This window comes from Novosphingobium sp. AAP1, from assembly GCF_001295765.1.
Classification (GTDB): domain Bacteria; phylum Pseudomonadota; class Alphaproteobacteria; order Sphingomonadales; family Sphingomonadaceae; genus Novosphingobium; species Novosphingobium capsulatum.
In genome coordinates this window covers 607621-619427 of record NZ_LJHO01000001.1, presented here as the reverse complement: position 1 = coordinate 619427, position 11807 = coordinate 607621, and the positions used below count along the sequence as shown (strand labels likewise).

The window sequence follows — 11807 nt, the reverse complement described above, 5'->3', positions numbered from 1 at the left end:
CCAGAACATAATCCAACGAGAGGTTACCATGGCCCCGATCACCATCGGCTTGAGCGACCAGGAACAAAGCGGCCCTGCCGACCGTGCATCCGCGGACACCCAGCGCGCCCTGCCGTTGGTGGCACGCGGCGCGCGGGTGGCCTTTGCCGTGGTCTGCTCGATGTTTTTCCTCTGGGCCCTGGCTAACAATTTCAACGATATCCTGATCAAGCAGTTTCAAAAGGCGCTCGATCTCACGCGGATGCAGTCGGGCCTGGTGCAGACCGCGTTCTATTGCGGCTATTTCACCTTTGCCCTGCCGGCGGGGTGGGTGATGAACCGCGTGGGCTATCGCAACGGGCTGTTGATCGGGCTGGTGCTCTATGCCGTGGGCGCGCTGCTGTTCTGGCCGGCCGCGCATGTCCAGGCGTTCGGCTTTTTCCTGGGGGCGCTCTACATCATTGCGGCGGGCCTGGCTTTCCTGGAAACGGCGGCCAATCCGCTGATCACGGTGATGGGGCCGGCCAGCACGGCGGCACGGCGGCTCAACCTCGCGCAAAGTTTCAACGGGCTGGGGGCCTTCGTGGCGCCGTTCGTGGGCGGGGCGCTGATCTTTTCCGGGGTGGAGCGCACGCCGGCGCAGCTGGCGGCAATGGCCCCGGCGCAAGTGGCGGCCTATCGCACGCAGGAAGCGCTGGCGGTGCAACTGCCCTATCTTGGCCTTGGCCTGCTGGTGCTGTTCCTGGCGCTGGTCGTGCGGCTGACGCGGTTTCCCGCCGTGGACGAGCCGGCGCAGGGGGAGGGCGGCAGCCTTGCCGCCGCGCCCTTGCTGCGCAGGGCGGTGATCGCGCAGTTCTTCTATGTCGGCGCGCAGGTTTCGATCTGGAGCTATTTCATCAACTTTGCCCAGGATGCCACGCGCATCGGTGAAATGCGCGCGGCGCATCTGCTGGGCTATAGCCTGATGGCGTTCATGGCCGGGCGCTTTGCCGGCACCGCGCTGATGAAGCGGGTGCCACCGGTGCGGCTGCTCACGCTGTTTGCGGTGATCGCGGCCGGGCTGTGTGCCGTTGCCATCATGGCGAGCGGGTGGACGGCGGTGATCGCGCTGGGGCTGTCGAGCTTCTTCATGTCGATCATGTTCCCGACGATCTTTGCCTTGGGCGTCTCGGGCCTGGGCAGCAAGACCAAGCTCGGTTCCTCGCTGCTGATCATGGCGATCATTGGCGGGGCGGTGTTCCCGCCGCTGGTCGGGCTGATTGGCGATCATCTCCATTCGCTCAAGACCGGCATGGTCGTGCCACTGGCCAGCTTCCTGGTGGTGGCATGGTTTGGCACGCAGGCGGCCCGCGCCGTGGCACAGGAAAGAGGCTGACATGCGCGAGGTTTTCCTGCTCGACCTGGCAGACGCGGGTGTGGCTGCCGCCTATGATGCCTGGCACCAGCCGGGCCGCGTGCCGGCTGGCGTGCTTGCCGACATTGTCGGATCGGGCGTGCGCGTGATGGAAATCTATCGCGTGGCCGATCGCCTGGTGATGATTACCGAAACCACCGGCGATGCCCCCGCCGCAGATCGCGTAGCCAGCGCTGACTCACATGCGTGGGAGCGCACTATGGACCCACTGCAAAAGCCGCTGGACGCCGCCCCGCCAGGGGTGAAATGGTTGGCGGCCCATCGCATTTTCAATCTGGCCGATCATTTAGACACAAAGGACCAAGCATGAAGCTGCTGCGTTTTGGAAACCCCGGGGCAGAACGCCCCGGCCTGCTCGATGCCCAGGGAGTGGTGCGTGACCTGTCCGGCGTAGTCGCCGACATTGCCGGCGATACGCTCTCGCCCGCCGTGCTCGACCAGTTGCGCGCGATCGATCCCGCTACGCTGCCGGCGGTGGAGCAGCCTGGCCGCCTGGGGCCGTGCGTGGCCGGCGTGGGCAAGTTCGTGTGCATCGGCCTCAACTATTCCGACCATGCCGCCGAAACTGGCGCTACCGTGCCGCCCGAGCCGGTCGCGTTCATGAAGGCGACCAGCGCGATCTGCGGGCCGAACGATCCGGTTATCAAGCCGCGCGGCAGCACCAAGCTCGATTGGGAAGTGGAACTGGCGTTCGTGGTGGGCAGCCATGTCAGCTATGCCGACGAGGACACCGCACGCGCCGCGATCGCCGGCTATTTCGTGTGCCACGACGTGTCGGAGCGGGCATTTCAGATCGAGCGCCACGGCCAGTGGATGAAGGGCAAGGGCTGCGACAGCTTTGGCCCGATCGGCCCCTGGCTGGTGACCGCCGATGAAGTGGGCGATCCTGGCGAACTGGCGATGTGGCTGGAAGTCAACGGCAAGCGCTACCAGGACGGTTCCACCCGCACCATGGTCTACAAGCCGGCCTTCCTGCTCAGCTACATGTCGCAGTTCATGAGCTTCCAGCCCGGCGATATCATCACCACCGGCACGCCCGCCGGCGTGGGCCTGGGCCTCAACCCGCAGGTGTTCCTCGACGTGGGCGATGTGGTGGAACTGGGCATCGAAAAGCTCGGCACCCAGCGCCAGGTGGTTGTCGCCGCGCCCTGAACCGGGCTGGCGCTTCAATTATGCGCAGCATGCAAGCCGCGCCGGGCCTTTGCGCCTGGCGCGGCTTTTGCGTGGCGGTACGGCCCAATATGTAACCTATGATGCCAGTTGTCTCGAAAGGGTCGGTACTCTAGTCTGGCCGAATAATACGAGCGCGTGGTTTCGAGGCGAACATGATGTCCTTCGTGCAGAGAGTTGGTCGATTGCGCGAAGATCTGCGCGCGCCACTCTATTTGCAGCTTCAGCAATTGGTGCGCCAGGCGATCGAGACCAAGGTCTTGACCCAGGATGACATGATCCCGGCCGAACGGGATCTGGCTCTCGAATATGGCGTGTCGCGCATTACCGTGCGCAAGGCGATCGATGGCCTGGCGCAGGAAGGCTTGGTGGTGCGTCGGCGTGGTTCGGGCACCTATGTGGCTGCGCGCGTGGAAAAGAGCTTTTCCAAGCTCTCGTCATTTTCCGAAGACATGCTGGCGCGGGGCCGCAAGCCGAGCAGCGAATGGCTGTCGCGCTCGGCGGGGCTGGTCACGCCCGAGGAATCGCTTTCATTGGGACTGTCGCCGGGGCGGCAGGTCTATCGCTTCCAACGCCTGCGCTTTGCCGATGACGTGCCGATGGCGTTCGAAACCTCGACCATTGCCGCCGATTGCCTGGCGGGGATCGATGCCGTCAAGGATTCGCTCTATGCCGCGCTGGAAGCCGAGGGCAACCGCCCGGTGCGCGCGCTGCAACGGCTGCGGGCCATGCCGTTCCCCGGGGAGCAGGCGCGGCGCCTGGGGGTGGAAACCGGCCACGCTGGCCTGCTGATCGAGCGGCGCGGGTTCCTGGGCGATGGACGCGCGGTGGAATATACCCAGTCCTATTACCGGGGCGATGCCTATGACGTGGTCGCGGAATTGAACGCCGGCTGATCGGCGCCCAGCACATCTTGCAGAAAAAAGGCCCGCTTCCCTTTCAGGAAGCGGGCCATACCACGCAAGGGTTGTGGCTTTCAGGGTCTTAGAAGCGCCCGGTCACGCTGGCGGAGAACACGCGGCCGTTCTTGTAGACCGACGTGGGCGCCTTGGGATCGGAGCTGTACTGGTAATAGGTTTCGTCCAGCAGGTTGGAGGCGGTCGCCGTCACCTGCACGTGATCGTTGATGGTATACGAGATCTGCGCATCGAGCTGGCGATAGGCGTCGGTATAGTCCTGCGACTGCTGGCGGCCGAAGCGGTAGAAGTACTTCGAGCGACGGTTGTAGCTGACCCGCGCCTGGAACGGCCCGTTTTCATAGTAGGGCGAGATCTGGATCGTGTTGCGCGACAGGAACGGCAGGCCGGTGGACGCCTGCGTGTCTGCATCGGCAAACGTGTAGGCGGCCTGGATGCCGAAGCCCCAGATCAGGTTGGTATTGCCCGAGAGCGAGAAACCGGTGACGGTTGCCTTGCCGCCGTTGACCGGGCGCGAGATCGCATAGGTGCGGGTCTGGCCGGTGATCGGGTTGGTCAGCGTGGTGTCGAGGGTTTCGTTGCCAACGTAGTTGCTGATATCGCGGTAGAACACTTCGCCCGAGAGGAAGCTGGACGGGGCGAAGTACCACTCGGCCGAAAGACCGAAGTTGGTCGCGAGATAGGGCTTGAGGTCGGGGTTGCCGCCGCCGCCGCTCAGCGTGCTGTCATCGAGCGAGAGATAGCCGGCAAGGTCGGAGTAGCGCGGACGCGCCATGACCTTGGCGACCGCACCGCGCAGCACCACGCTCTGCCCGGCATTGTAGATCACGTTGAGGGCAGGCAGGAAGCGGTTGTCGGTCTTGTTGTACTGCACCAGGTTCACGGTCGAACCGCTCTGGGCGTAGAAGTTGGATTCCACGCTGGTGCTGACGAAACGGCCACCGATGTTGCCGCGCAGCTTGCCGCTTTCGAAGTTGGCCTGGATATAGGCTGCCTTGATGCGCTCGTTGACCAGCCAGTAATCGCCCTTGGACAGGCCGCGATCGTCGGTGAAGTTGCCATACTTCTTCAGCGTGGCGATGATCCCGTCCTTGTCCATGCCGACATAGGGCGCCCCGTTGCCCGAGGTGCCCAGGCCATTGTAAAGGCCCGAGTTCAGCACGTTGTAGTCAAGATCGGCCAGCGTGTAGTTCTGGTTGGTGAAGATCGCGTTGCTGTAGGTGGTATTGCTGTTCTGGTGCGAGCTGTAGCGGCCACCGAACAGCAGCTTGTTGAACGGGCCGACGTTGATGTCGCGCACGAAGTTGGCTTCGCCGTACCATTCCTTGTCGACCGTGAAGCCTGACTGGGTGGGAATGCCGCCGATCTGCCGGCCGAAGAACTTGCGGCCATCGGTGGCCGTGACGTTTTCGCCGCCCAGCGCAGTGTAGTTGCTCAGCCACTTGGTGGGATCGGTGGCCGGGCGGTCCCAGTTGACGATCGTGTTGCGGCCATTGGCGCCCGAGGTGAAGCCCTGCTGGGTGCGGAAATCGAGCAGGTATTCGGGATCCTTGCCGCCCGAGGCGCGGGTGTAGCCGACATTGCCGGTGATCGCCCAGCCTTCCGGCTTCCAGTCATAGGCCAGCGAGTAGGTGTCGTTTTTGATGCGGGTGCGGCGATAGAGCGTATCGAGCTGGCCGGTGGCGCCGGTCTGGCCAGCCGGAATGCCCGAGAACGTCGCTTCGGTGACCAGGCCGTTGCCATACTTGGCCGAAATCAGGCGCGAGCCTTCATACCCGTAGGTATACATCGAATTCGACACGTTGTCGTAGTTGCCGCGAATGACCAGGCCCGTGGCGGTCAGCACGAGGTTGTCGGCCGGCTTGAGCTGGATCGCGCCGTTGAAGCCCAGGCGTTCGCGATCCTGCTTGAAGAATTCGCGCGCCAGGAACGAGGCAAAGCGGGCGTCGGAGAAATCGGCGCGTTCGGTGGCCGACAGGGCCGAGATCGGCTTGCCGTTGACCGTGGCGGTGGCGGGCGCGTTATCGAGCAGGGCCTGACCGGTACGATACCAGTACACGGCCACGCCGGCGCGGCTGAGCTGCTCCTTGTCGTAGTTCACCGCTGCCAGGATGCCGATGGTTTCGTCATCGTTCTTCCAGCTGTACAGGCCGCCGCCGCGGAAGCTGCCACGCTTGGCGCGGTCGTTGTATTCATAGCCGCCGTTGAAGCGGATGGTGTTGGCAGCCAGATCGAGTGGCTTGCGCGTGACGACATCGACGGTGGCGCCGATGGCGCCTTCCTGCAGGCGCGCCTCGGGAGTCTTGTAGACGACGGCCTGGCTGATGATCGCCGGCGAAAGCAGCGAGTAGTTGAAGCTGCGGCTCGAACGGTCGGACGGGTTGCCGCCCCAGTCGGCCGAGGCGACCGAGTGGCCGTCGATCGTCAGGCGGTTGAGCGCGGGCTCCACCCCAGCGATGGACAGCTGCTCGCCTTCGCCGAACTGACGGTCGACCGTGATGCCCGGCAGACGCGAGAGCGATTCCGCCACGTTGCTATCCGGGAATTTGCCCACGTCTTCGGCGCTGATCACGTCGACGATCGAGTTGGCGTTGCGCTTGATCTCGATGGCGTTGCGCAAGCTGGCGCGGATGCCGGTGACAACGATGCCCGAACCATCGCCCGAACTGCTGGAAGCGGTTTCGCCCGGTCCTTCCGCAGCGGTCTGCGCCTGCGCCGCAATCGGCATGGCGACCATCGCGGTTGTGGCGATCAAAAGGAAGCGCCGCACGTTCATTCCCATTCCCCCAGTTTTTCAGCGCACCGCGCTGATCCCTCGCCGAAGCCCGGTTCGGCCACGTAACTTTTCCCGTCTGGGGATGAGGCCCATTTTGTTACCAAACCCCCATTTGGTTATGCATATGTTATATGTCACACTTCGAGAATCCAGGAAAAAATTGGAAATGTCTTCAATATGTTTCATATTCTCTCTATGAGAATGAAATTTATATATAAAAATTGTTGCCCAAAATGATGGACGGCGCTGTCATTCCGGCGGGTGAAACGCGCAAACGCCGATGGCACCGCGAATCAGCGCGGGGCGGCGCTGGCGGTGTGAATAAGAACCAGTTGTTGATTGGTACTGTTTTGCGCGGCGTGGCGCGGGGCGATGGCGCCGGTGCGCCTCACGCAAGAATGCTCGCCGCTACCGCCCCTGGCGTGGGGCGGTATGGCTTGGCGATGTCAGATGATGGAAATGGTCGGGGAGACAGGATTCGAACCTGCGACCCTCTGCTCCCAAAGCAGATGCGCTACCAGGCTGCGCTACTCCCCGACACGAGCATGCCCTTAGGTTTGCAGGGCGTTGCGTGCAAGCGCGAAGTTGCAGCCGGGGATTATGCTGCCACGCTGAAGCGGGTGGCGTAGCGCTGGCTGATCTGTTCCACCGGCAGGACGACGCAGACATCGACAGTGTTGAACGCGTGATCGATGAACGCGCCATCGCCAAAGCGCGCGCCGCAACGCAGATAGCCCTTGATCAGCGGGGGCAGCGCCAGCATCGCGCGGCGCTCGTCATAGCTGCCGCGCGGCAGGCGTTCGAGCGGCACGGCGCAGCGGGCATTGGGCCGCACCTGCGGGCGCTGTTCTGCCGGGGCCAGGCAGGTGTGGGCCAGCAACGAGAGCGCGGCGGCATGGGCATCGGGATCGATGCCGGAAAACGAGGCGCAGCCGAACATCAGGCCGATGTCATGGGCGGCGATGTAATCGGCGATGCCACGCCAGAGCAGGGAAATCGTGGCGCTGGTGCGGAAGGTCGGCAGCACGCAGGACCGGCCCAGTTCCAGCAGTTCGCCGCCGACCCTGCCTTCACCGGCCATCAACGGGGCAAGATCGAATTCGCCGGCGCTGTAAAACCCGTCCGCCGCCCGCGCCACGCTTTCGCGCAGCAGGCGATAGGTGCCCACGACCTGGCCATCGGGCACAGTGGTGCCGGGCTGGTCTTCATCGATCACCAGCAGATGATCGCACAGCGCATCATAGGGATCAGCGTCAAGCTGGCTGAGCAAGCCGTGGGCCTGGGCGCCCATTTCATCGAAAAAGACCTGCCAGCGCAGCTTCTGCACTGCCACGAGATCGGCGCCGTCGCGCGCCAACCGCACGGCCAGACGCCGCTGCCGCTTGTCCATTCCGATCACTTCGCCCATCGAACGCGCCCTCCGTTCGGAACGCGATAGCGCACGGGCATGACGCCGGTTTTGCAGAATGATGATGATCGTGGGTCACTTGTGGCACGCGTGTCGCGCGCCTGTCGTAATTACAGCGCCGCAATTTGGGCGCCGCCATGCTCGCGGGGTGGTGGTAGGCCCGGCAGGATTTGAACCCGCGACCTAGCCGTTATGAGCGGCCAGCTCTAACCACTGAGCTACGGGCCCCCGTTGCGCCCCATGCCGTTAAAGCGCTGCCGCGCACTTGGCAAGAAAGCGTATGCGGCGCAGCGCGATGGCGGTTTCAGATCAGGGCGGCCTGCATGATGTCAGACACACTGGCAGGCTTGATGCCGCAGCAGGCCAGATGCGTGAACACCACGCGCCACCAGTCATAGAGCTGGTCAAGCTGGCGGGCATCGCGCACATAAGGTGTGTGCCCGGGGCGCAGCGACGGGCTGTGGAACGAAAACACCAGGATCGGTAGGCCATCGGCCAGCGTCAGGTCGATGCAGCGGATGGCTTCGGCCGCGGTGACGCCTTCGGGCGTGAACGGCACGCGGTTCATCAATCCGGCGCGGGCCATCGCCCCGCGCAGGCGCGGCACGCGCCACAGGCGGGGAAACAGCCAGGGCCCCTGGCGCCGCAGCGCACCCGAAAACACTGTGGTCAGCGGCAATTCCATCAGCCCGCCCTGGCGATCGACCCACCAGGGATGCAGCGGCAGCGCGGTGAAATCGGGGCCGCCCTGGCTGGAGTAATCGAAATGGCTGCGCACCGAGGTATCGATCGCGATGCCGGATTCGGCGAGGATCTGCGCCGTGGCCGACCCCACGCCATAGCGCCCGGCGCGATAGATGCGGGGCGCTTGGCCAAACGCGGCCGAGATCGTGTCGCGCAGCTTGACCAGCTTGGCGCGTTCCAGCGCCGGCGGCAGATTGCCGGCAAAGCTATTGAATACGTTCAGCTGTTCCTGGTGTGGCGGATTGACCCAGGGATGCAGCTGCACCCCGATTTCGGCGCGGCCATGGCGAACCGCATCGCCCAGCGCCATGCCCACGGCCGGATCGCTGGCGATGGGATAGTCGATCAAATAGATCGGGGCGACACCGAACCCCTCGCAAAACTGCTGGAACTTGGCGAGGCGCGGCACATGGCTCAGGCCGTGGCCGGTACGCTCGAACGGCTTGGCCCAGTCGAATTCCTCTTCGGTGTCGACGGTAACGACGAAACGCTGCCCGAATTCGGGGGCAAAGTGCACGCGGGCATCGGACGGGGGCGGGCGGGTGATCCGCGCCGGTGCGCCCTGGCGCTCGCCTTCGCCCCCAAGCCGCGATGGCACCGTGGTCAGCCCGCCTGCGCCGGGGTGGCGCTATCGCCGCCGACGAGAGCGTGCGGCGAGACAGCAGCGGGCAACTGTGCGAGCAGCCGCGCCCCTTCGCGGCGCAAGCCGCCGCCCATGGCACGCAATTCCGCCGCCGCCAGGCGCAGGGCAAAGCCATTGCCCATCATGCCGCCAGGGCCCAGGCCGCCGGCCTGCTGGCCACCGCCCTGGCTGCGGGCGCCATCGGCGGCAAACAGCGTGGCATCATCGCGCATGGCGAGCGTTGCCGGCAATGGCAGGTCGAGGCGCACGGCTGCTGGCGCGCTGTCGCCGGCAACGGGCGCGGCGAGTGCGATGGCCAGGCGCTCCCCCGGTGCTGCCGTGCTGGCGATTACGGCGAGCAGGCGCCATATCGCATGTTCGAGCTCGGCCGCAGGGGCTGCAACCCGTACCGGTTCTGCCGGGGGCTGCCAGCGCAGGCGCACTTCGCGTGGGCCGATCACCGGATCGAGCTGGGCCAACTGCCGGCTGACCAGCGCGGCCAGATCGATGCCGCTGTCGGGCGCGGGCATCTCGGCAGCGCCGGTTTCCAGCCGGGCCAGCCGCTCCAGGTCTTCAAACCCGGCCAGCATGCGGGCGGCATCGGCCGCGATGCTGGCGGCCAGGCTGCGGTATTGGTGCGGCGTGGCGCCAAACACCTGCTGCTGGATCATTTCGGCAAAGCCCTGGATCGCATTGATCGGGGTGCGCAACTCGTGCAGCGTCTGGCGCAGGCGATCGGCGCCTTGGGCCACCGGCGCCTCAGCAGCAGCCGGGGCGCTGGCCATGGTCGCGGCCGGGCGGCGCAGGCAGGCGCGATAGCCGGCAAAGGCGCCGCCAGCGCGGGTGAACACCGGCACGGCATCGCATTGCCAGGCCCCCGCCACGGCCGGCGCGCCATCGAGCATGAGCAGGCCGGCGGTGATCGGCAGCCGTGCGGCAAAGGCACGGGTGCTGCGCGCATCGACCCGCGCCGGCGCATGCGGCTGCGCGGTAAAGGGGCGGTGGCCCACCAGCATCGGCGCCCAATCGGCATCGGCGGCAACCACCGTGCCCAGCGCATCGATCGCGATGGCGATGCTTTCCGGATGCAGCGCGGCGGCAGGCGGTTCATCGGCAAAAGGCAGGCGCGGGTGCGGATCAGCCGCAGTGGCCAGGGCAGGAGCGCCGGGGCTGGCGGCACCGGTGGGGCGCGCCTCGCGGTCGCGGCGGAATGCCTCGATCCGCCGCACGATCGCGCCGATGCCCTCGCTCGCGCTGGCAGAAAGCAACGGGGCGGGCGATTCGGGCAGAACGGCCTCTATCGGCTCTGCTGGCGGCGCCTGCGCCACGATCGGATCGACCTTAGCCATCTGATCAACCGGCGCGGAGAGCGCAAAGTCATCAATACCCAGCCGCGCGAGCAAGGCTTCCACCGCCGGGCCCAGGTCACGGCGGTGGCGCAGGAAGCCGCGCGCGTGGATCGGCAGGCGTGGCACGAGCGCGAGCCAGTCTGCCTCGGCAAGCCGGGCGGCGCGGATCGCGGCCAGCGCCAGGCGCGGCGCCTGCGCGGCAAAGTGGCTGACCAGGCGGGGATGGCCGAGCGGCGTGCCGGCGAGCAGCGCGGCAGCGCCTTCGTGCCCGCCCGGCGCCGTGGCGATTTCGTGGAACAGCGCATCGAGCCGGGCAAGGGCGGCATCGTGCGGCGCTGCCCAGGCGTCGGGCGCCACGCGGCCAAGCAGATCGGCAAGCTGCCGGAACTGCACCCGCATGCCCGCCGGCCCGGCGGCGCGGGTGCGCAGCACGGTTTCCAGCCGATCGTCCACCACCAGGGCGGCGCCAGCCGTTGCGGCATGCGCAGGCGTCAGGGAAGGATCAAGATCGGCAGGCATCGCTCTGGCGCCAAGGCATCCTGTTGTGCGGTCTTCTGCCATGGGGCAATGCCTGGCGAGAGGCAAGCCGGTTACGGACCGTTTCGGAACTCATCCTTGTGCCTTTATCGGTCAGGTTTTTAAGAAAGTGTGGCGAACCCGCTCGCCATGCGGTGAATGGTGATCCGTTCATCGTGGAGCGGGTTTTTCCACACTATGCACTGGCTTTGGTGATGGTGCGTTGCATTGCAGGACAATTGCGATATGAGCTAATAATATTAGCTTCACTGCCAGCGGTGACGCACAATCTTGCGGGTCGAGCGGCTAAAGAACACGAACATGGCGACATTGGACGGAATTGACAGGCGGCTGCTGGCCGAGCTTCAGGATGAGGGCCGCGTAACCAACGTGGAACTGGCCCAGCGCGTGGGCCTCACGGCGCCGCCCTGCCTGCGCCGCGTGCGCGCGCTGGAAGAGGCCGGCGTCATCCGCGGCTATCACGCCGATCTCGATCCGGCCAAGCTGGGTTTCGCGATCACGGTCTTTGCGCTCGTCAGCCTGAAAAGCCAGGCCGAGGAATCGCTGCGCCAGTTCGAAGAGCATATGCGCACGCTGCCCGAAGTGCGCGAATGCCACATGCTCAATGGCGAGATCGACTTCATCCTCAAGATCGTCAGCCGCGATCTGCAAAGCTTCCAGGAATTCCTGACCAGCAAGCTGACGCCCGCGCCCAATGTGGCCAGCGTCAAGACCTCGCTTACCATTCGCACCGCCAAGCAGGTGCCCGGGGTGCCGTTTACCGAGTAAATCGGGCCTATGCTCCCCATCTTGTTTAGATGCGGGGGGCGGCGGGGGGTGGACGCCTTTTGCATGGTTTCACACCACCCCCGGCCCCTCCTCTGAAGAGGAGGGGAGGAAGTATACGGGCGC

9 protein-coding genes and 2 tRNA genes are annotated in these 11807 nt (G+C 65.4%); 5 read left to right on the top strand and 6 right to left on the bottom strand.

What is annotated here, in order from left to right:
- The first annotated feature begins 28 nt into the window (after positions 1–28).
- The 4 genes from fucP to IP65_RS02690 all read left to right on the top strand — a co-directional run bounded on the left by fucP (position 29) and on the right by IP65_RS02690 (position 3459).
- Positions 29–1354: an L-fucose:H+ symporter permease gene (fucP, locus tag IP65_RS02705; protein ID WP_082349717.1), complete on the top strand. Its 1326-nt coding sequence runs from the start codon at positions 29–31 to the stop codon at positions 1352–1354.
- A gap of 1 nt (position 1355) precedes the next feature.
- On the top strand, positions 1356–1703 hold the full coding sequence (locus tag IP65_RS02700) for an L-rhamnose mutarotase (protein ID WP_054130652.1): 348 nt from the start codon (positions 1356–1358) through the stop codon (positions 1701–1703).
- The gene (locus tag IP65_RS02695) at positions 1700–2545 is read left to right on the top strand and encodes a fumarylacetoacetate hydrolase family protein (protein WP_022674981.1); all 846 of its coding nucleotides are present in this window, start codon (positions 1700–1702) and stop codon (positions 2543–2545) included. The genes IP65_RS02700 and IP65_RS02695 overlap by 4 nt, the downstream gene beginning before the upstream one ends.
- A gap of 176 nt (positions 2546–2721) precedes the next feature.
- Positions 2722–3459 carry a GntR family transcriptional regulator gene (locus IP65_RS02690; RefSeq protein ID WP_028657496.1) on the top strand — a complete coding sequence of 246 codons (738 nt, stop codon included), beginning with the start codon at positions 2722–2724 and terminating at the stop codon, positions 3457–3459.
- 88 nt (positions 3460–3547) lie between these two features.
- On the opposite strand, the gene IP65_RS02685 is transcribed toward IP65_RS02690, so the two are convergent.
- The 6 genes from IP65_RS02685 to IP65_RS02660 all read right to left on the bottom strand — a co-directional run bounded on the left by IP65_RS02685 (position 3548) and on the right by IP65_RS02660 (position 10898).
- Positions 3548–6256 (bottom strand): TonB-dependent receptor, encoded by a 2709-nt coding sequence (locus tag IP65_RS02685; protein WP_054130651.1) that lies wholly within the window; start codon positions 6254–6256, stop codon positions 3548–3550.
- Positions 6257–6716: 460 nt separating this feature from the next.
- Positions 6717–6793 (bottom strand) — tRNA-Pro (locus IP65_RS02680).
- A gap of 61 nt (positions 6794–6854) precedes the next feature.
- Positions 6855–7664 (bottom strand): GNAT family N-acetyltransferase, encoded by an 810-nt coding sequence (locus IP65_RS02675; protein ID WP_231627522.1) that lies wholly within the window; start codon positions 7662–7664, stop codon positions 6855–6857.
- 152 nt (positions 7665–7816) lie between these two features.
- Positions 7817–7892 (bottom strand) — tRNA-Ile (locus tag IP65_RS02670).
- Between the two features lie 76 nt (positions 7893–7968).
- Positions 7969–9006 (bottom strand): polysaccharide deacetylase family protein, encoded by a 1038-nt coding sequence (locus tag IP65_RS02665; RefSeq protein WP_369801211.1) that lies wholly within the window; start codon positions 9004–9006, stop codon positions 7969–7971.
- Positions 9007–9011: 5 nt separating this feature from the next.
- Entirely contained in the window at positions 9012–10898 is a 1887-nt protein-coding gene (locus IP65_RS02660) for a histidine kinase dimerization/phospho-acceptor domain-containing protein (protein ID WP_054130650.1), read from the bottom strand.
- A 318-nt stretch (positions 10899–11216) separates the two neighbouring features.
- On the opposite strand from IP65_RS02660, the gene IP65_RS02655 reads away from it, so the two are divergent.
- Positions 11217–11684: an Lrp/AsnC family transcriptional regulator gene (locus tag IP65_RS02655; RefSeq protein ID WP_054130649.1), complete on the top strand. Its 468-nt coding sequence runs from the start codon at positions 11217–11219 to the stop codon at positions 11682–11684.
- Positions 11685–11807: the final 123 nt, after the last annotated feature.